We start from the raw sequence: 17,409 nt of genomic DNA, 5'->3' as shown, positions 1-17,409 counted from the left end.
GCCGAGATATCACCCCCGAAGCGGGGGGACAAACCTCCCCGACCGGGCCGGAACGCGAAACGCCGGGGTCGTCACGTCCGGTGCTCCTGTCGGGAGGACGGAGCTCCGGCCGCGACGACCCCGGCGGGTCCGGGTGCGTACGACGGCGAGGTCAATTGAAGATGCTGACCCCACCCGGGCCCACCAACAGCCCGACCACGATGAGGACGATGCCCCACAGGATCTGCCGGCGGAACAGTGCCAGGATGCCGGCGACCACGAGTACGACTGCGAGAATCCAGAGAATCAGCTCCATGACCGCTCCATACCCGAGCTTCCGATCCGGGAAACCTGGTGTTGATCGAGGTGGTCGCCCAGGTGGAACACGCTGTAGGCCTGCTTGATGACCGGGTGGGCGACGTTGCGGACCCGCACCCCGCCCGGGGTGGTGCCGCGCTCGGTGCCCGCGTGTGCGTGCCCGTGCAGGGCGAGCGCGGTCGGCGCCGAGTCGATCGCCTGCCCCAGCTGGTACGCCCCCAGGAAGGGGTAGATCTCCAGCGGCTCGCCGGCCAGCGTGTCCGGCACCGGCGAGTAGTGGGTGAGCGCCACCAGCACGTCGCAGTCGAGCGAACGCAGCGCCTCGGCCAGCCGGTCGGCGCTGTCGGTCGTGGTCCGGACGAACGACTTCATCTCCGGCTCGCCGAAGTCGCTGGCGCAGCGCCCGGCGAACCCGCCGCCGAACCCCTTCACCCCGGCGATGCCGAGCCGGCCCCCGGCGCACTCCAGCACCACGCCGTTGCCCTCCAGCACCGTGATGCCGGCGTCCTCCAGCACCCGCACCACCTGCGGCACCTGGTCGCACTGGTGGTCGTGGTTGCCGAGCACGGTCACCACCGGGACGCCGAGTCCACCGAACTCCTGGGCCACGCAGCGCGCCTCCGACTCGGTCCCGTGCCGGGTCAGGTCCCCGGCGAGCAGCAGCGCGTCGGCGTGCTCGGGCAGTTCCTCCAGGGCCGGCCGGAACCGGCCGACCACGTCCTCGTCCAGATGCACGTCGCCCACGGCGGCGATCCGGATCACCATCGAACCTCCCTCAGGGCAGTTCCTCGACCTGGGTGGGCGCCTGCGTGCGGATCACCCCGATGTCACTGGTGATCGGCACGTCGGGAAAGCGCTCGGCCACCCGGCGCAGGATCTCCTCGCGCCGGTGCGGGCTCTCCACCTCGCCGGAGAGCACGAGTGCGCGTTCCCGGCGGACCACGGTGATGCCCTGCTCGGCCACGTCCGGATCCTCGGTCAGCATCCGCTGGATCTCCGCTTCGACGTACTCGTCGGGTGGCCCGGCGCCGCGATGCACGGTCACGGTGTCCCCTTCCCTTCCGGGGTGCCGGAGTACGGCACCACGTCCAGCCGGTCGAGCAGCACCAGGAACGCCTCGGCGTACGGCGAGTGCTGCGTCTCCTTCCGTACCCGTTCCCAGTCGATCTGCTCCCGCAACGAGCGGGCCAGCGGCAGACCGCGGGCGAAGTCGCAGTAGTGCTGGGAGAAGCTGAGCAGTTTGTGCACCATCAACTGGGTGGCCGAGAGCACCGGCATGTGGATGGCGTCGACCGGCCGGACGACGGTGTCGGCGAAGGTCTCCTCGGTCACCGGGGTCTCGATCGGCCGGTGGATCAGGTCCACCATCCGCCCGTCGTCGTAGACCTTCACCAGCCAGTCCTCCGGCGGGCGCTCGGCGGTGAAGCCGGCCTCGACCAGCGCCTCCAGGGCGCGGTCCACGTCCTCGCCGCGGATCAGGAAGTCCACGTCGTGCTCGCTGGAGTGGCCACCGTGCGCGTAGACCGCGAAGCTGCCGCCCAGGGCGAACGGGATCTCGGACTGCTTGAGCACGGCGGCGACCTTCTTCAAGGTGGTTACCAGGGTCTCGTCTCCGCGCTCGGCCATCTGGATCTCCCGTCGTCGTTGAGGTGGACAGGCGGTTGGGATCGAACTTCGATACCCGGCATTCCGGTCGGCCACACCTGCTCGGGTCGCGGGTGGGCGCCAACCGGGAGCATGACGGACAAATCTCCCGGCGGCCGAGCGTGCGTCGGATAGCCTGTGTCGGGTGGCCAGATCAACGCGGACGCGGCGCGGCAGGGCCCGATTGCGCGCCGTCGCCCTGATCGGCATCGACGGCTCGGGCAAGACCACCCAGGCGCACCGCCTCGCCGACGCGCTCACCGCGGCCGGCCGCCCCGCCACCTACCACCGCAACGCCGGCGGCCGACGCTGGCTCGGCCGGGTCGCGCAGCGGCTCGGCCGCCCGGACGCGCAACGGCTCGTCGGGCGCAACGGCCTGCTCGCGGTGGAATCCGTGCTGCGCTGGCTGGCCATCGCCGCCGCCCTGCTCAGTTGCCTGCTGACCGGCCGGGTCGCGGTGATGGACCGCTACTCCGCCTGCCAGTACGCCAGCATCCGGGCGCACGGCGGGCACCGCTGGGAGCGGCTGGCCCGGGTCGGCTACCGGCTCTTCCCGGCGCCGCAGGTGACCTTCCTGCTGGCCGTGGACCCGGCCGAGGCGTACCGGCGGATCGAGCGGCGCGGCACCGACCACGAGAGCATGCGCTACCTCACCGCGGCGGACACCGCCTACCGGACGCTGCCCGAGTACCCGACGTTCGTGCTGGTCGACGCCGGCCGGCCGGCGGACGAGGTGTCCCGACAGATCCAGGACCACCTGGCCGGCTGGCTGTCGGCGGCCGAGCCACGGCCGGACGCCCCGCCGCCCACCGACGCCGGTCCGGCCGCCCGGCCGGTCGAGCACCCGCCGCCGGGTCGGCTGCCGGCGCGGGTCGTGCCGTAGGGGCGCGCCTTGCCCGCCGTCGCCGGCCGGCGATGCCCCGCGACGACCTCGGCTCAGGCCCGGCCGTACACCGGAACGCTGGCGCCGCTGGTCGGCGCCGACTCGTCGGAGGCCAGGAACCGGATCACCCGGGCGATCTCGGCCGGGTCCACCCAGCGGGAGTGGTCGGCGTCGGGCTGGGCGGCCCGGTTGGCGGGCGTGTCGATGACGCTCGGCAACACCGTGTTGCAGCGCACCCCGGCGGACCGGTACTCGACGGCCACCGCGGCCGCGAAGGCGAGCACCGCGGCCTTGGCGGTGACGTAGCCGGCGGCCCCGGCGAACGGGGCGACCGCGGCCCGGGAGGAGACGCAGACCACCGCGCCGCCGCCGGCCGCGATCAGGTGCGGCAGGGCTGCCCGGGTGACCAGGTGGGTGGGGCGCAGGTTGACGGTCAGCATCCGCTCGAACTCGTCGACCGGTGTCTCGTGCACCTTGCCGCCGCCGGCGTACCCCCCGACCAGGTTGACCACCGCGCGCAGCGGCGCCGCGGGATCGCCGGCGGCGGCCTCGACCGCGTGTTGCGCGCCGGCCGGCCCGGTCAGGTCGGCCACCACGCGGACCGGCCCGTCCGCCGTCGTGGCCGGGCTCGTCCGCTGCGGTACGACCACCCGCCAGCCCGCCTCGACGAAGGCGGCGGTGACCGCGCCGCCGAGCCCACCCGTGCCTCCGGTCACCAGCACACTGCGATCCGCCATGCCGCCCACGCTAGCGGCGGATCGGCGGGGCATGGCCCCCGCCCGGGAGTCGACCGGCGACCGACCGGCAGGCCGGTCCGTCCCGGTGGCGGAGGCGCCGGTCACCGGGGCGGTGGCACCCTGGCAGGGTGCTCCGCGGTGGCAGGCTGTCAAGCGGAGCGCGCCGATTGGCGGTACTTTCGCCAACACGCGGAGTCATGGTTGACGCTCACGCCTCATGAAAGTAAGTTTCATCCGTGGCGAAGAGTCCGAAGATTTCTGCGAGTCACGAGCCGGGTGGGCTGATCGTCCACATCAGCGGCCTGCTCCCCTCGCTGTCCCCGGCCGAGCAGCGGGTCGCCCGGTTGGTCGTCGCCGACCCGGCCGACGCGGCCCGCCGGACGATCACCGACCTCGCCACCGCCGCCGAGACGTCCGAGGCGACCGTGATCCGGTTCTGCCGGTCGGTCGGCATGGACGGCTACCCCCAGCTGCGGATCCGGCTCGCCGCCGAGGCCGCCCGCCGGGTCGAGCCGCCGGACGCCCGGGTCGTCGGCGGCGACATCCCGCCCGGCGCCGACCTCGCCCAGATCATCGCGACCATCGCGTTCAACGACGCCCGCGCGGTCGAGGAGACGGCCGAGCAGCTCGACCCGGCGGTCTGCGAGCAGGTCGTGGACGCGATCGTCAACGCCGGCCGGATCGACGTCTACGGCGCCGGCGCCAGCGGCTTCGTCGCCTCCGACTTCCAGCAGAAGCTGCACCGGATCGGCCGGACCGCCTTCTACTTCCCGGACGTGCACACCGCGCTGACCTCGGCCGCGCTGCTCGGCCGGGGCGACGTCGCGGTCGGCATCTCGCACACCGGCACCACCTCCGACGTGGTGGAGGTGCTGGAGCAGGCGCGGGCCCGGGGTGCGGCGACGGTGGCGCTGACCAACTTCCCGCGCTCACCGATCACCGAGGTCGCCGACTTCGTGCTCACCACGGCGGCCCGCGAGACCACCTACCGGTCCGGCGCCATGGCCAGCCGGCTGGCCCAGCTCACCGTGGTCGACTGTCTCTTCGTCGGGGTGGCCGCGCGCAACCGCGCCCGGGCCAAGAAGGCGCTGGAGGCGACCGCCGAGGCGGTCCAGTCGCACCGGGTGGGCTCGGGCCGGAGGCGGGCATGACCGCGGTGGAGCCGGACGAGCAGGCGCTTTCGGTGGCGGCCGGCCCGGCGATCCGGGTCGGCGCGCCCACCGAACGCCGTAACCCGCTCAGCGTCGACCTCGACCTGATGTCGACCCGCGAGGTGCTCTCGGTGATCAACGAGGCGGACCGGCGGGTGCCGGGCGCGGTGGCCGCCGTCCTGGACGAGATCGCCGAGACGGTCGACCTCGCGGTGACCGCCCTGCGCGCCGGGCGTCGGGTGCACTACTTCGGCGCGGGCACCTCCGGCCGGCTGGGCGTGCTCGACGTCGCCGAACTCGCCCCCACCTTCAACTCCCCGCGGCACTGGTTCTGCGCCCACCTCGCCGGCGGGCCGGACGCCATGTGGCAGGCGGTGGAGAACGTCGAGGACGACGAGCCGGCCGGCGCCGCCGAGGCGGCCGGCTGCGTACGCTCCGGTGACGTGGTGGTCGGCCTGGCCGCGAGCGGGCGCACCCCGTACGTCCTCGGGGCGCTCGCCGCGTCCCGGGCCGCCGGGGCCGCGACGGTGCTGCTCTGCGCGAACCCGGAGGCCGAGGCCGCCCGGTCGGTCGACGTCTTCATCGGCGTGGACACCGGCCCGGAGGTGATCACCGGGTCGACCCGGATGAAGGCGGGCACCGCGCAGAAGCTGGTGCTCAACACGTTCTCCACGGCCGTGATGGTGCGGTTGGGCCGGGTCTACTCGAACCTCATGATCGACATGGTGGCCACCAACGCCAAGCTGCGGGGCCGGATGATCTCGATCCTGGTCGAGGCCACCGGGTGCGCGGAGGAGATCTGCCGGCGGGCCCTCGACGAGGCCGACGGTGACCTGAAGACCGCCCTGGTCTCGCTCGTCTCCGGGGCCGAGGTGTCGGTCGCCCGGGCCGCCCTGGCCCGCTCCGCCGACCAGGTACGCGGCGCGCTCGCCCTGCTCGCCTCCTGACCCTCCCGCGCGGCCCGGTCACCCCGTCCCGGCCGGACGTGCCGCCGGGGGCGGCACCGGACGTGTCGTCCGACACGTTCCGAACCGGCGCGGTGCGCCGGGCATAACCGGAGGCCCCGGATTGTTCAACCTGCCGTGGGGTATCACCATGGGCGTGGATGAACCGGCCCGGCCGCCCGCGCGTATGTGGCAGTGACCAGGATCGCAGCGCGGCGGTGACCCGGGTCGCTGTGTTCCCGGGACGGGCGGTGTTGCCATGGACCGGGCGGACGGCCTCCGTCGATCCGTAACCCGTGCGTGGTGCCCACCGACGAGCAGCCCGACGGGGGTGCTGACAGCAAACATGGACCGCGCTCTCAGCTGATTATCAGGCATTCGTGACACTTTCGACTCACGACATGGAATCCCCGACACGTCTCATCTGTTGTGTAGGTGTCAGCACCGGTGGGCACGGCAGAAGTTACGGGGGAGGGCTGATGGACGTGGGGACGGCAAGGAACCGGGTGGGGATGGCAAGGAACCGGGCAACCGGCGCTAGCGAGGGGACCGTGAACGTGGACAAGAACATCGGCATGCGAACCGACGAGGTCGCCGAGGAGCGTGACCTGGTCGGCGTCTACCTGCACGAGATCTCCCGGACGCCGCTGCTGGACGCCGCCAAGGAGGTCGATCTCTCCAAGGCGATCGAGGCCGGCCTCTACGCCGAGCACCTGCTGGCCGAGGACCGCGTCCCGGCCGGTGTCGGGCGGGACGAGCTGGAGCGGCTGGTCGCCGAGGGGGAGCGGGCCAAGGACCTGTTCATCCGGGCGAACCTGCGCCTGGTGGTGTCGATCGCCCGACGCTACGTGCGGTCCGGGATGCCCATGCTGGACCTGATCCAGGAGGGCAACACCGGCCTCGTCCGGGCGGTCGAGAAGTTCGACTACGAGCGGGGCTACAAGTTCTCCACCTACGCGACCTGGTGGATCCGCCAGGCGATCAGCCGGGCGATCGCCCAGCAGGAGCGCACCGTGCGGCTGCCGGTGCACCTGGTCGAGGACGTCAACCGGATGCGCAACGTGGCCCGGCAGCTCACCCGTGAGCTGGGCAGCGACCCGGAGCCGGAGCAGATCGCGGCGGCCCTCGGGGTCACCGTCGAGCGGGTCAACGAGCTGGTCCGGTGGTCGCAGGACACCGTGTCGCTGGACACGCCGGTCGGCGACGACGGGGACACCAACCTCGGTGACCTGGTCGCCGACAGCGACGCCCCGTCGCCGGAGGAGATCGTGCTGACCGGCCTGGAGCGGCAGCGGATCGAGGGTCTGCTCAACCACCTCGACGACCGGTCGGCCGGGATCATGCGGGCCCGGTACGGGCTGGAGGACGGCCGGGAGCACTCGCTCACCGAGGTGGCCTCGCGGTTCTCGCTCTCCCGGGAGCGGATCCGGCAGCTGGAGATCCAGGCGCTCGGCCGGCTCCGCGAGCTGGCCCGCGCGGAGGGGCTGCAGGCAGCCTGAGCTGGTAGTAATGACGAAAGGAACGGCCGGCGTCCGATAGGGGGACGCCGGCCGTTCGTCATGTCCGGGGCGGGGTGCGTGCGGGCCGCTGCCCGCGTGGTCGTCGGGTCAGCGGACCCGGCCGTAGCCCTGGATGGGCATCAGGTTCATCCCCCGTTTGAGCACGTTCCGCCCGGCGCTGGGCGCGTCGATCACCTGGCCGCCGCCGACGTAGAGCGCCACGTGCCCGAGACCGCTGTAGAACACCAGGTCGCCGGGGCGTAGCTCGGCCCGGCTGATGTGGGCCACCACGCCCCACTGCATCCGGGTGTTGTGCGGCAGCGACTTGCCGGCCGCCCGCCAGGCCGCCGAGGTGAGGCCGGAACAGTCGTAGCCGTCCGGGCCGTCGGCGCCCCACCGGTAGGGCTTGCCCAGCGCCCCGTACGCGTAGCGGACGGCCACCCCGGCCCGGCCGGAGACGGCCGGCGCGTCGTCGGCGCTGCCCGGCCGCGCGGCGGGCTGCTCGGTGGCCCGGCCGTACGCCTGGCGGCGCAGCTCGTAGAGGCGGGCCAGGTCGCGTTCGATGCGCTTCTTTCCCGCCTCCAGTTCCCGGGCCTGGGCCGCCTGCCGGCTGAGCGTGACGTCCAGCCGGGTCTTCTCGTCGAGCAGCGCGCGCTGGCTGGCGGTGAAGCCGGCGATCCGCTGCTGCCGCTGCCGGGTGAGCTGGTCGAGGGCGCCGAGCCGGTCCAGCAGCGTGCGGGCCGAGTCGGGCCGCAGCAGCGCGTCGGCGGTGCTCAAATCGCCGCCGGTCTTGTACGCGGTCACCGCGAGCGCGCCGACGTCGGCCCGGCTCTGCTCGCTCTGCCGCTCCAGCGGCGCGATGCGCTCCTGCAGAGCGGCGACGGCGGTGCGGTTCTCCTTCATCTGCTCGCGGAGCCGGTTGTACGCCTCGACCACGTGCTCCAGCTCGGTCGAGGCCTTCTCGATCCGTCGGTTCAGTTCCCCGGCCGACGGCTCCGCCCGGGCCACCGTGGCCGGCGCGAGCAGCGCGGCCGAGAGCACCGTGACGGCCAGGCCGCGCAGCGTGTTCCTGAGGGACGACAAGAGCGGAAGGCTCCTCTCCCACCGGCCGCCGAGGGCTGCTGAGGCCCCGGGCGGCACCCGGGCCGGCGCCATCCGGGTGGACGGCGATCAACCGGGCCGGGCCCGCCCAACCTAACCCGGGGCGGGAGTGGTCCGCAGTGAAAGCCGGGGCGAATGTTGGCAAAGGGGCGGCAAGGGCGGACGTGCCGTCACGATGCGTGCGGGGCCGATCGCCGCCTCGCGCCCGGCGTTGGTCGGCCTTTTCGGGCTACCGGGTGATGTGTCGGATTCGTCGTTCCAGGCGTATGCCGCCGGTTGTCGGGTCGCTATAACCGATAAGACGGACTTGGATGGCTCTATCTGGCGGAACGCAGGTGACCAGCGCCGCCCGGGCAACGAAAACGACAGTCCGGGCTGGCGGGGCGGCAACACAATGAAGCGCGGAGCCGGGAATCCCGCCGGCGGGCATTGATGCCCGTGCCGGCGGCGGCCGACCCGGCGCACCAGCCGTGGGAGGTAGCCGTGAACCACGATGGCGCCACGACCCGACCGCCGCGACCGCCCCGACCCGCCAAGGTGAGCGCGGAGAAGAAGAACACGCTGCTCTACGCCCGGCCCGGGATCATCGTCACGGTCGACCGGTTCACCGTCGGCCGCAACACCTGGCGGGTCGCGGAGCTGACCCACCTGCACACCACCCGGGGGCCGCACGACCGGGTGGCGATGCGCGCGGTCGCCGCCAGCGGTGCGGTGATCGGCGCGGTCGGGCTCCTGCTCGGCTTCACCGGCGGGCTCCAGCGGCTCACCGCCGGGGCGTACCTCACCCTGGGGGTGGTGTTCCTGCTGCCGGTGCTGCTCGCCGCGGCCGGCGACCGGTGGCGGCCGCCGGCGTACGAGCTGTGGGGGTGGCACCGGGGCACCGAGGTCCTGCTGTTCAGCAGCGACGACGAGCGGCAGTTCGGCCAGGTGTCCCGGGCGCTGCGCCGGGCCCGGGAGATGAACCGCTACGGCGGCTGGGAGGAACCGCTCGCCTCGATGGACCCGTGGCGACCGATGCGGTGACCGCACCGGCGGCGGCCGGACGGTCCGTACCCGGGCCGGCCGCCCGCCGTCGCCCGGTGTGGAGCCGCGCCGGAGTCAGCGGGAGGCGGGCACGGCCGGCTCGGCGGCCGGCTCGGCCCGGCCGCCGGTGACCCAGGAGCTGACCCGGCGCTCGGCGTAGAAGGAGACGAACGGCACGGTGCCGGCCAGCATCACGGCGAGCATCCGCTTCAGCGGCCAGTCGGCCCGGCGGGCCAGGTCGAACGCGGCCACCAGGTAGACCATGTAGAGGAAACCGTGCGCCGGGCCCACCGTCTCCACCACGACCGGGTTGTCGAAGCCGTACTTCAGCGGCATGCCGATCACCACCAGCAGGATCAGCACCACGCCCACGATCCAGGCGATCACGCGGTACCGGGTAAGGGCTGCGCCCACCTTCGTCCGTCCTTCCGAGACCCGGCGTCAGCCGGGGTAGTCACCGGGCCGGGCGCCCGGATTGGCGTTCAACCATTGCAGGTAGCGGTTGTAGGCGGCCAGGTCGGCGTCCTCGCCGTCGGCGGCGGGCACCGGCACCCGGGTGACCCGCACCGGCCGGCGTACGCCCGGGCGGGTGGCGGCCCCGGACGGTGCCGGCGGGGCCGGGGCCGGCTCCGGCGCCTCCGGGCCGCGCAGGGCGTGGCGGACCTCACGCCACCAGACGAACACCACGAAGCCCGCGAAGATCGGCCACTCGAAGGCGTACGCCCAGCTCAGCCCGTTGCCGGAGGCGGCTCGCCCGATCTGCCACCAGCCCAGCGCGAGGAAGCCGACGACCAGCACGACCATGGCCACGTGGCGCACGATCCACGCCGGGGTCCAGAGCCGCTTCATGGCATCGAGGGTACCGGTGCCGGCAGCGTTCTCCGACGCGGTGTCGTAGTCCGCCCGGGCCGCAATGGTTTGGTGCGACCCGGTGTGGGCATCCGTCTAGACGCCAGCCCAAAACTCCACCAGGGGGCGTGATGACCGGATCGATACGACAGGACGAGTTCCCCAGCCCCGAGCAGCGGATGCCCGAGTGGGGTGGCGACCAGGTCCACGACGTGGCGTCCACCGGCCCGGACGACGACGGCGACCTGCTCGGTGTGGACCCCGCCGAGCTGGCCGACGAGGACCTCATCCGCGAGATGCACAGCCTGCACCGCACCCGGCTGGACACGCTGCGGCACGCGTCCGACTCGGCGTTGGCGCACCACCTGCGCCGCACCGCCGAGTTGGAGACCGAGTACCTCGCCCGGCACCCGGGCCGCGAGGTCGACCCGAGCCGGCTGCGGGACGAGTGATGGGTTCCGCCGAGCGCGGGGTGTCCGCGCCGCCGGAGGTGGTGTTCAGCACCGCTGTCGACCCCGACCGGGCGTCGGCGTGGCTGCCCGAGCCGTTGCGCGCCGACGGCACTCCCGCCGAGCACACCGACGTGGAGGAGCTGTCGGCGCGCTGGACCGCCCCGGGCGACTGGAGCGCCGAGCTCCGGGTGGACCCGGGCGACGCCGGCGGCGCCCGGATCCACCTCGACCTGACCGGCGCCACCGACGCCGACCGGCTGGCCGGCGAGGCCCTGGACAGCCTGGCCCGCGAGGTGGCCGACAACCTGCAGGCCGGCTGAGCCGGCGCGGAGCACGAGGGAGATCGGGTGACCGACCTGAAGGAGAAGGTGGCGCGGCTGCGCCAGGCGTACGCGCCGAACGAGTATCGGCCGCTGGGCAGCTACCTGGGGGCGATGGGCACCTACGTCGGGGTGACCGGGGCGATCGCTGGCCTGGTCCGGCTGACCGGCCGGCCGGTGCCGGAGCGTCCGGCCACGGCGGACGTGGTGCTGCTCTGCGTCGCCACCCACAAGCTGAGCCGGCTGCTCTCCAAGGACGCGGTGACCAGCCCGCTGCGGGCCCCGTTCACCCGTTACGACAAGCCCATCGGCAGCGGTGAGGTGATGGAGCAGGTGCGCGACTCGGGCAGCTCCACCCGGCACGCCATCGGCGAGCTGCTCAGCTGCCCGTTCTGCCTGGCCGTCTGGGTGGCCACCGGGCTCACCGGCGGCCTGGTGCTCGCCCCGCGGCTGACCCGGCTGGTGGCGACCGCGCTGACCGCGGTGGCCGCGTCGGACTTCCTGCAGATGGCGTACGCGGTGGCCCAGCAGGCCGCCGAGGGGGACGAGGACTGACCAGTACCGACGGAAGCGGGGGCCGGCGATCCGCCGGCCCCCGCTGTCGTGTCGACCGCCCGTCAGGTCGGGGTCGTGCCGTGGTTCTGGCCGGCCCAGCCGCGGGACCGCTCGGGCTCCCGCTCGTCCTCGTCCGCGCCGGTGATCACGTCACGGTCCACCGCTGTCTTGTCGTGCTCGTTGGCGAAGTCCGGGTCGGGCAGCGTGTCCAGCCCCTCCGGGGGCTGGCCCAGTGCCGGGACCTTCTCGTGCTGCTGCTCGTGGTGGGACATCTCGCTCTCCTCTCCGGGGGCGCGCCGGGACCTCAGGTGACCGACCCGCCGAGCAGGTCCGCCGCCTCGTCCACCGCGTACTCGCCCTCGGGTAGCGCGGCGATCCGGGTGAGCAGCCGGGCGGGAAGCTCGGCGGCCACCGCCCGGCGGTAGATGGTGGCCTGGGTGATCCGCTCCTGGCCGTGGTAGAGGTCCTCGAGCAGGTCGTCGAGCCGCCGGATATCCGGCTCGTCGCCGACCGGCGCGTCGCCCACGGAGGTGTCAGCCACGGGCGTGTCGGTCACGGGCGCGTCGGTCACGGGTACGTCCTCGGTCACCCCGCCCAGCTACCCGCCCCCCATCCGGTCAAACCCACCCCACCCCACCCCACCCACCCCCACCCCCACCACCCGTTGATCATGAGGTTGGCCGCGGTGTTGGAGATCGACTTCGCCGTCAACCTCATGATCAACGGGATCGGGTGGGGGTGGGGGTGGGGGTTAGGCGGGGGTGGGGGTGGGGGTGCGGCGGCGGGTGCGGACGGCGGTGGCGAGGTGGGCCAGCACCTCTTCGGTGGTGTCCCAGCCGATGCAGGCGTCGGTGACCGACCGGCCGTAGGTCAGCTCCCGGGTGGGGTCGAGGTCCTGGCGGCCGGGGAGCAGGAAGCTCTCCAGCATGATCCCGACGATGCCGCGCTGGCCGGCGGCGAGCTGGCCGGCCACGTCCGCGGCCACCCTCGGCTGGTTGCGGTGGTCCTTGCCGCTGTTGGCATGGCTGGCGTCCACCACCACCCGCTCGGGCAGCCCGGCCGCCCGGAGCAGCTCCAGCGCCCCGGCCACCGACTCGGCGTCGTAGTTCGGCCGGCCGCCACCGCCGCGCAGCACCAGGTGCCCGTCGGCGTTGCCCCGGGTGTGCATGATCGCCGGGGTGCCGGAGACGTCGATGCCGGGGAAGACGTGCGGGACCCCGGCGGCGCGGATCGCGTCCACCGCGGTGGCGATGCTGCCGTCCGGGCGGTTCTTCATCCCGATCGGCATCGACAGCCCGGAGGCGAGCTGCCGGTGCACCTGGCTCTCCACCGTGCGCGCGCCGATGGCGCCCCAGGCCACCGTGTCGGCGATGTACTGCGGGGTGATCGGGTCGAGGAACTCGCAACCCACCGGCAGACCCAGCCGCAGCACGTCGAGCAGCAGCGCCCGCGCGGTACGCAGTCCGGTGTTCACGTCACCCGAGCCGTCCAGCCCCGGATCGTTGATCAGGCCCTTCCACCCCACCGTGGAGCGCGGCTTCTCGAAGTAGACCCGCATCACCACCAGCAGGTCGTCGTCGAGGCGGTCGGCGGCGACGCGGAGCCGGTGGGCGTAGTCCAGGGCGGCCGCCGGGTCGTGCACCGAGCACGGGCCGACCACCACCAGCAGGCGGTCGTCCGCGCGGTCCAGCACCCGACCGACAGCGCGGCGGCCGGACAGCACGGCCGAGGCGAGCGCGTCGTCCAGGGGCAGCTCGTGGTGCAGCAGGGCCGGGGTGGTCAACGGCACGACGCGGTCGATCCGCTGATCGCTGACCCGATCGGTCTCCGGGGTCGTCACGGTGGGCATCCTTCCGCCGACCGCGCCCGGTGCCGGTGCCCGGGGTCGAGCCGGCTGCTCGCATGCGAAAGGGCAGGAACTCGATGCTCCTGCCCGGCCGGCTCGTGGTGCGGTGACGTCAGATCATGGTGAGGTCACCGGCTGGCGAGCCGGCTGCCTAAACCATCGATACGACCGCGTCACGCCGGCAAGCCTACCCGACGCGACGGCCGGTGGCACCGGGCTCGTCGCGGCGTCACCCACGCCACCGGGCGGTCCCGGCCGCCGCGGCACCGGCGTGGTGGGCGGGACCGCCGGGCGTGCCCGGTCCGCGCCCGGGGTATGGGGTTCGGCATGACGCACGAGCAGAGCGACCAGGAACGGGTGGAGTCCCGCGCGCACCTGCTGCCGGAGGAGGCCACGGTGGGCAGCGACGATCCGGTGGCGCAGGCGGACGCCATCCTCGACGAGTCCGACATCCGGGAGGAGGACCGCAACGCCGCCCCGGACACCGTGCTGGAACAGCGGACGTCGGATCAGACGGTGACGCCCAGCGAGCCGCCGGACTGAACCCGGGCGCCGCGGGCCCGGCGCGAGCCCCGGTAGGTGTGCTCGCGTACCCAGGCCAGCGGCCCGACCGCGCGCAGCCCCGCCGGCAGGTTGCCGATCGGGTCGAAGGCCAGCTCGGCGTCCGTCCGGGCGCTGAGCTGGTCGCCGAGCGCGACCTGGCCGACCGGCCGCCACGGCCCGACCGCCGACGCGACCGCGAGCACCAGGCGCGGCGCGTCCGCGCGGGTGGCCGCGGCCACCTCGGCCAGGCTCCGGCCCAGGTCCACCGACTCCGGGTCGGCCAGCGCGGCCAGCCAGAGCCGCCGCCGGTCCACCCGGTAGGACATGATCGAGCTGTACGTGCCGGCGAACCGCCGCCGGGGCAGCGGCAGGTGGCGCAGCAGCGGCGCGGCGCAGCTGGAGCTGACCAGCAGGTCGAACGGGCGGTCCCCGGCCCGGTGCATCCGTACCGCCAGGCCGAGCACGTCCGGCCAGCCGTCCGGGGTGGGCACGCCGCGGGAGAGCCGGACCGTGGCCGGGTAACGGCCGGGCCGGTCGAGCATCCCGACGCCGGTCGGCGGCCCGGCCACGCCCCAGATGGTCACCTCGCCGGTGAACGAGCGGCCGAGCGGATGCAGCAGGCGGGCGCGGCGCAGCCGGGTCAGGGCGGCGGTGGCCCGTTCCAGGGCGGCACCGGCCCGGGCGGTGGTGCCGGTCGGGGCGGACATGCCCCTGCGGTACCCGGCCGCTTGCGGTCGATACCTCCCCGGACGGCGCGTCGCGATTCCGCCCCCGAGATCGGATAGCGTCGAGCCATGCCCGACAGCGGTTACCCCTGGCCCATCGAGACGACCCGACTGGACAACGGCCTGCGCGTGGTGGTGAGCGAGGACCGCACCGCCCCCGCGGTCGCGGTGAATCTCTGGTACGACGTCGGCTCGCGTCACGAACCGGAGGGGCAGACCGGCTTCGCCCACCTCTTCGAGCACCTGATGTTCGAGGGCTCGATGAACGTGGCGAAGACCGAGCACATGAAGCTGGTGCAGGGTGCGGGCGGGTCGCTGAACGCGACCACCAACCCGGACCGCACCAACTACTTCGAGACCGTCCCGGCCGAGCACCTGGAGCTGGCGCTCTGGCTGGAGGCCGACCGGATGGGCGGGCTGGTGCCGGCGCTGACCCAGGAGACCCTGGACAACCAGCGCGACGTGGTGAAGAACGAGCGGCGGCAGCGCTACGAGAACGTCCCGTACGGCGACGCCTGGCTGCGGCTGCTGCCGCTGCTCTACCCGCCCGGGCATCCCTACCACCACGCCACGATCGGCTCGATGGCCGACCTGAACGCCGCCGACCTGGCCACCTTCCAGGCCTTCCACCGGACGTACTACGCACCGAACAACGCCGTGCTAACGGTGGTCGGCGACGCCTCCGCCGCCGAGGTCTTCGCGCTGGCCGACAAGTACTTCGGCGCCATCCCGGCCCGGGCCGACATCCCGTCCGCGCCGGACGGCCGGGTCGTCCCGGCGACCGGCCGGCCCGCCGTCGAGACGATCACCGGCGACGTGCCGGCGCCCCGGGTGTACGTGGCCCACCGCACCTACCCCTTCGGCACCCCCGGCTACGACGTGCTCACCGTGCTGGCCACCGTGCTGGGCAGCGGCCGGGGCAGCCGGCTCTACCAGCGGCTCGCCGACGGCGAGCGGATCGCGCAGCCGGACCTGGTCGGGGCGTACGGGGTGGACCTGGCGCACGCCCCCGCGCCGCTGATCGCCACCGCCACCGCCCGGCCCGGGGTGACCGGCGAGCGGCTGGCCGCCGGGCTGGCCGAGGTGGTCGACGAACTGGCCACCGTGCCGGTCACCGCGACCGAGCTGGACCGGGCCAAGGCGCTGCTGACCACCGCGTGGTGGCGGCAGATGTCCACGGTGGACGGCCGGGCGGACACCCTCGGTCGCTACGCCACCCAGTTCGGCGACCCGGCGAAGGCCGGCGAGCGGCTGCCGGCCTGGCTCGCGGTGACCGCCGAGCAGATCGCCGAGGCCGCCGCCGAGGTGCTCGGCGCCGCCGACCGGGTGACCCTGACCTACCTGCCGGAGGAGACGTCATGACGCTGATCACCCACCGTCCCGGCCCGGGCGCCGCCCGCCCGTACCGGTTCCCGCCGGTGGTCCGCCGCGCCGTGGCCGGTGGTCAGGTCGTCGCCGCGCACCTGCCCGGGCAGAACCTCGCCGTCGCGCTGCTGCTGCTCGACGCCGGCGCGGCGCGCGAACCGGTCGGCAAGGAGGGGCTCGCCGGGGTGCTGGCCAAGGCCCTGGAGGAGGGCACCGCGCAGCGCGACGCCACGGCGTACGCGCTGGCCATCGAGGCCCTCGGCACCGAGTTGGTGACCGGGCTGGACTGGGACTCCTTCCAGGTCAGCGTGCAGGTGCCGGTGGACCGGCTGAGCGCCGCCGTGGAACTGCTCGCCGAGGCGGTGCGGACGCCCCGGCTCGACCCGACCGACGTGCGCCGGGTCCGCGACGACGAGGCGACCGCGCTGCGGATGGACTGGGCCAACCCCGGCCCGCGGGCCGACGCGGCGCTGCGCGCCGACCTGTTCGGCGCCGAGAACCGCTGGGGCCGCCCGATGTACGGCGACCCCGCCTCGGTCGCCGCGCTCGACGCGGAGGACGTCACGGTCTTCCACTCCGAGTGGTTCATCCGGCCCGGCACGCTGATCGTGGTCGGCGACCTGGACCGGCTCGACCTGGACGCGCTCGGCGCGGCCGCGTTCGCCGGCACCGGCGGCGGCCCGGTCGACCGGGGCGGCCCGATCGAGGTGCCGATCCGGGAGGGCCGGCGGATCATCCTGGTGGACCGCCCCGGCTCGGTGCAGTCCACGCTGCGGCTGGGCCACCCGTCGCCGCACCGGGCCCACCCCGACCACGTGCCGATGACGCTCGCCGGCACGGTGCTCGGCGGGGCGTTCACCTCCCGGCTCAACCACCTGATCCGCGAGGTGCGTGGCTACACGTACGGCATCCGGGGTGACTTCGCCTCGTCCCGCCGGTTCGGCCGGTTCGCGGTCAGCTCCGGGGTGCAGACCGCGGTGACCGCGCCGGCCCTGGTCGAGGCGGTCGGCGAGATCACCCGTACCCAGGCCGGCGGGGTGACCGAGGACGAGCTGGCGGTGGCCCGGTCCTGGCGGGCCGGCCAGCTCTCGGTCGAACTGCAGAGCCCGCGGGCGATCGCCTCCGCGCTGACCACGCTCGTGGTGCACGACCTGCCGGACGACTACCACGCGCGGCTGCGGGAGTCGCTGCTCGCCGCCGACGTCGAGCAGGTCTCCGCCGCGGCGGCGGCGCACCTGCACCCGGAGTCGCTGACCCTGGTGGTGGAGGGGGACGCGGCGGTCATCCGGGACGAACTGGTGGCCACCGGTCTCGGCGAGATCGTCGACGCCGCCCCCTGACCCGGCCGGCCTGGCCGTCGCGCCCGGCGCGCTCTCCGTCGTGGTCGGCCTGGGGTGTGGCCCGGCGGGGCCCGGGGCCGGCGGGGCGGGGGGGTGCCCGCGCCCGGGCCCGGGGGCCCCCCCCCCGCGGGGGGG

The 17,409-nt window shown here is 74.0% G+C and carries 23 protein-coding genes; 11 read left to right on the top strand and 12 right to left on the bottom strand.

Annotated elements, in window-relative coordinates; all coding sequences use genetic code 11:
- Positions 1 to 151: 151 nt before the first annotated feature.
- From SM577_RS12215 to SM577_RS12200, 4 genes are read right to left on the bottom strand one after another with little or no spacing between them, the layout of a single operon-like run.
- Positions 152 to 295: a GPGG-motif small membrane protein gene (locus tag SM577_RS12215; protein WP_007464364.1), complete on the bottom strand. Its 144-nt coding sequence runs from the start codon at positions 293 to 295 to the stop codon at positions 152 to 154.
- On the bottom strand, positions 286 to 1,062 hold the full coding sequence (locus SM577_RS12210; protein WP_302919156.1) for a metallophosphoesterase family protein: 777 nt from the start codon (positions 1,060 to 1,062) through the stop codon (positions 286 to 288). The genes SM577_RS12215 and SM577_RS12210 overlap by 10 nt, the downstream gene beginning before the upstream one ends.
- 10 nt (positions 1,063 to 1,072) lie before the next feature.
- Complete coding sequence (locus tag SM577_RS12205) at positions 1,073 to 1,282, bottom strand: hypothetical protein (protein WP_302919663.1); 210 nt, start codon at positions 1,280 to 1,282, stop codon at positions 1,073 to 1,075.
- A 56-nt stretch (positions 1,283 to 1,338) separates the two neighbouring features.
- Positions 1,339 to 2,151 carry a nucleotidyltransferase family protein gene (locus tag SM577_RS12200; protein ID WP_474586919.1) on the bottom strand — a complete coding sequence of 271 codons (813 nt, stop codon included), beginning with the start codon at positions 2,149 to 2,151 and terminating at the stop codon, positions 1,339 to 1,341.
- Here SM577_RS12200 and SM577_RS12195 point away from each other — a divergent pair.
- A complete protein-coding gene (locus SM577_RS12195; RefSeq protein ID WP_474586918.1) occupies positions 2,087 to 2,824 on the top strand; it encodes a dTMP kinase in 738 nt (245 codons plus the stop codon). The two genes, SM577_RS12200 and SM577_RS12195, sit on opposite strands and share 65 nt — an antisense overlap.
- Before the next feature lie 53 nt (positions 2,825 to 2,877).
- Here the strand turns inward: SM577_RS12195 and SM577_RS12190 are convergent, their stop codons facing one another.
- A complete protein-coding gene (locus SM577_RS12190) occupies positions 2,878 to 3,561 on the bottom strand; it encodes an SDR family NAD(P)-dependent oxidoreductase (protein ID WP_302919153.1) in 684 nt (227 codons plus the stop codon).
- 236 nt (positions 3,562 to 3,797) lie between these two features.
- On the opposite strand from SM577_RS12190, the gene SM577_RS12185 reads away from it, so the two are divergent.
- From SM577_RS12185 to SM577_RS12175, 3 genes are all read left to right on the top strand, one after another.
- Positions 3,798 to 4,712 (top strand): MurR/RpiR family transcriptional regulator, encoded by a 915-nt coding sequence (locus SM577_RS12185; protein ID WP_302919152.1) that lies wholly within the window; start codon positions 3,798 to 3,800, stop codon positions 4,710 to 4,712.
- Positions 4,709 to 5,659 carry an N-acetylmuramic acid 6-phosphate etherase gene (locus SM577_RS12180; protein WP_302919151.1) on the top strand — a complete coding sequence of 317 codons (951 nt, stop codon included), beginning with the start codon at positions 4,709 to 4,711 and terminating at the stop codon, positions 5,657 to 5,659. Before SM577_RS12185 ends, SM577_RS12180 begins: the two co-directional genes overlap by 4 nt.
- Before the next feature lie 509 nt (positions 5,660 to 6,168).
- Positions 6,169 to 7,155, top strand: a complete 987-nt coding sequence (locus SM577_RS12175; RefSeq protein WP_302919150.1) for a sigma-70 family RNA polymerase sigma factor — start codon at positions 6,169 to 6,171, stop codon at positions 7,153 to 7,155.
- A 108-nt stretch (positions 7,156 to 7,263) separates the two neighbouring features.
- On the opposite strand, the gene SM577_RS12170 is transcribed toward SM577_RS12175, so the two are convergent.
- Positions 7,264 to 8,238 carry a C40 family peptidase gene (locus tag SM577_RS12170; protein WP_474586917.1) on the bottom strand — a complete coding sequence of 325 codons (975 nt, stop codon included), beginning with the start codon at positions 8,236 to 8,238 and terminating at the stop codon, positions 7,264 to 7,266.
- A gap of 501 nt (positions 8,239 to 8,739) precedes the next feature.
- Here SM577_RS12170 and SM577_RS12165 point away from each other — a divergent pair.
- Entirely contained in the window at positions 8,740 to 9,279 is a 540-nt protein-coding gene (locus SM577_RS12165) for a DUF6232 family protein (RefSeq protein ID WP_302919148.1), read from the top strand.
- Between the two features lie 75 nt (positions 9,280 to 9,354).
- Here SM577_RS12165 and SM577_RS12160 read toward each other — a convergent pair whose 3' ends face one another.
- Entirely contained in the window at positions 9,355 to 9,693 is a 339-nt protein-coding gene (locus tag SM577_RS12160) for a DUF3817 domain-containing protein (protein ID WP_302919147.1), read from the bottom strand.
- Positions 9,694 to 9,720: 27 nt separating this feature from the next.
- Positions 9,721 to 10,128 (bottom strand): hypothetical protein, encoded by a 408-nt coding sequence (locus SM577_RS12155; RefSeq protein WP_302919146.1) that lies wholly within the window; start codon positions 10,126 to 10,128, stop codon positions 9,721 to 9,723.
- Between the two features lie 128 nt (positions 10,129 to 10,256).
- Here SM577_RS12155 and SM577_RS12150 point away from each other — a divergent pair, with 128 nt between their 5' ends.
- The 3 genes from SM577_RS12150 to SM577_RS12140 are packed head-to-tail and all read left to right on the top strand — an operon-like array spanning position 10,257 to position 11,455.
- The gene (locus tag SM577_RS12150) at positions 10,257 to 10,580 is read left to right on the top strand and encodes a DUF6158 family protein (protein ID WP_302919145.1); all 324 of its coding nucleotides are present in this window, start codon (positions 10,257 to 10,259) and stop codon (positions 10,578 to 10,580) included.
- Positions 10,580 to 10,900 carry a hypothetical protein gene (locus tag SM577_RS12145; protein ID WP_302919144.1) on the top strand — a complete coding sequence of 107 codons (321 nt, stop codon included), beginning with the start codon at positions 10,580 to 10,582 and terminating at the stop codon, positions 10,898 to 10,900. Before SM577_RS12150 ends, SM577_RS12145 begins: the two co-directional genes overlap by 1 nt.
- Positions 10,901 to 10,927: 27 nt before the next feature.
- Complete coding sequence (locus SM577_RS12140; RefSeq protein WP_302919143.1) at positions 10,928 to 11,455, top strand: DUF1360 domain-containing protein; 528 nt, start codon at positions 10,928 to 10,930, stop codon at positions 11,453 to 11,455.
- Between the two features lie 62 nt (positions 11,456 to 11,517).
- Here the strand turns inward: SM577_RS12140 and SM577_RS12135 are convergent, their stop codons facing one another.
- From SM577_RS12135 to SM577_RS12125, 3 genes are all read right to left on the bottom strand, one after another.
- Positions 11,518 to 11,727: a hypothetical protein gene (locus tag SM577_RS12135; RefSeq protein ID WP_302919142.1), complete on the bottom strand. Its 210-nt coding sequence runs from the start codon at positions 11,725 to 11,727 to the stop codon at positions 11,518 to 11,520.
- 32 nt (positions 11,728 to 11,759) lie between these two features.
- Positions 11,760 to 12,053, bottom strand: a complete 294-nt coding sequence (locus SM577_RS12130) for a hypothetical protein (protein WP_474587064.1) — start codon at positions 12,051 to 12,053, stop codon at positions 11,760 to 11,762.
- A gap of 153 nt (positions 12,054 to 12,206) precedes the next feature.
- On the bottom strand, positions 12,207 to 13,304 hold the full coding sequence (locus SM577_RS12125) for a 3-deoxy-7-phosphoheptulonate synthase (protein WP_474586916.1): 1,098 nt from the start codon (positions 13,302 to 13,304) through the stop codon (positions 12,207 to 12,209).
- Between the two features lie 324 nt (positions 13,305 to 13,628).
- On the opposite strand from SM577_RS12125, the gene SM577_RS12120 reads away from it, so the two are divergent.
- A complete protein-coding gene (locus tag SM577_RS12120; RefSeq protein ID WP_302919140.1) occupies positions 13,629 to 13,844 on the top strand; it encodes a hypothetical protein in 216 nt (71 codons plus the stop codon).
- Here SM577_RS12120 and SM577_RS12115 read toward each other — a convergent pair.
- Positions 13,811 to 14,551 carry a phosphodiesterase gene (locus tag SM577_RS12115; RefSeq protein WP_474586915.1) on the bottom strand — a complete coding sequence of 247 codons (741 nt, stop codon included), beginning with the start codon at positions 14,549 to 14,551 and terminating at the stop codon, positions 13,811 to 13,813. The two genes, SM577_RS12120 and SM577_RS12115, sit on opposite strands and share 34 nt — an antisense overlap.
- Positions 14,552 to 14,638: 87 nt before the next feature.
- Here SM577_RS12115 and SM577_RS12110 point away from each other — a divergent pair, with 87 nt between their 5' ends.
- Both SM577_RS12110 and SM577_RS12105 read left to right on the top strand, forming a co-directional pair.
- Positions 14,639 to 15,931: a M16 family metallopeptidase gene (locus SM577_RS12110; protein WP_302919138.1), complete on the top strand. Its 1,293-nt coding sequence runs from the start codon at positions 14,639 to 14,641 to the stop codon at positions 15,929 to 15,931.
- On the top strand, positions 15,928 to 17,274 hold the full coding sequence (locus SM577_RS12105; RefSeq protein ID WP_474586914.1) for a M16 family metallopeptidase: 1,347 nt from the start codon (positions 15,928 to 15,930) through the stop codon (positions 17,272 to 17,274). Before SM577_RS12110 ends, SM577_RS12105 begins: the two co-directional genes overlap by 4 nt.
- Positions 17,275 to 17,409 lie beyond the last annotated feature (135 nt).

It is taken from the genome of Micromonospora desertarenae, assembly GCF_056150265.1.
This window is presented reverse-complemented; position numbering and strand designations above follow the sequence as displayed.

What these genes read in the sequence shown, in the direction of transcription:
- SM577_RS12215 (WP_007464364.1), bottom strand. Translation starts at nt 295, where the DNA reads ATGGAGCTGATTCTCTGGATTCTCGCAGTCGTACTCGTGGTCGCCGGC.
- SM577_RS12175 (WP_302919150.1), top strand. Translation starts at nt 6,169, where the DNA reads ATGGCAAGGAACCGGGCAACCGGCGCTAGCGAGGGGACCGTGAACGTG.
- SM577_RS12190 (WP_302919153.1), bottom strand. Translation starts at nt 3,561, where the DNA reads ATGGCGGATCGCAGTGTGCTGGTGACCGGAGGCACGGGTGGGCTCGGC.
- SM577_RS12105 (WP_474586914.1), top strand. Translation starts at nt 15,928, where the DNA reads ATGACGCTGATCACCCACCGTCCCGGCCCGGGCGCCGCCCGCCCGTAC.
- SM577_RS12145 (WP_302919144.1), top strand. Translation starts at nt 10,580, where the DNA reads ATGGGTTCCGCCGAGCGCGGGGTGTCCGCGCCGCCGGAGGTGGTGTTC.
- SM577_RS12120 (WP_302919140.1), top strand. Translation starts at nt 13,629, where the DNA reads ATGACGCACGAGCAGAGCGACCAGGAACGGGTGGAGTCCCGCGCGCAC.
- SM577_RS12115 (WP_474586915.1), bottom strand. Translation starts at nt 14,551, where the DNA reads ATGTCCGCCCCGACCGGCACCACCGCCCGGGCCGGTGCCGCCCTGGAA.
- SM577_RS12155 (WP_302919146.1), bottom strand. Translation starts at nt 10,128, where the DNA reads ATGAAGCGGCTCTGGACCCCGGCGTGGATCGTGCGCCACGTGGCCATG.
- SM577_RS12125 (WP_474586916.1), bottom strand. Translation starts at nt 13,304, where the DNA reads ATGCCCACCGTGACGACCCCGGAGACCGATCGGGTCAGCGATCAGCGG.
- SM577_RS12200 (WP_474586919.1), bottom strand. Translation starts at nt 2,151, where the DNA reads ATGCCGATCAGGGCGACGGCGCGCAATCGGGCCCTGCCGCGCCGCGTC.
- SM577_RS12135 (WP_302919142.1), bottom strand. Translation starts at nt 11,727, where the DNA reads ATGTCCCACCACGAGCAGCAGCACGAGAAGGTCCCGGCACTGGGCCAG.
- SM577_RS12205 (WP_302919663.1), bottom strand. Translation starts at nt 1,282, where the DNA reads ATGCTGACCGAGGATCCGGACGTGGCCGAGCAGGGCATCACCGTGGTC.
- SM577_RS12210 (WP_302919156.1), bottom strand. Translation starts at nt 1,062, where the DNA reads ATGGTGATCCGGATCGCCGCCGTGGGCGACGTGCATCTGGACGAGGAC.
- SM577_RS12180 (WP_302919151.1), top strand. Translation starts at nt 4,709, where the DNA reads ATGACCGCGGTGGAGCCGGACGAGCAGGCGCTTTCGGTGGCGGCCGGC.
- SM577_RS12110 (WP_302919138.1), top strand. Translation starts at nt 14,639, where the DNA reads ATGCCCGACAGCGGTTACCCCTGGCCCATCGAGACGACCCGACTGGAC.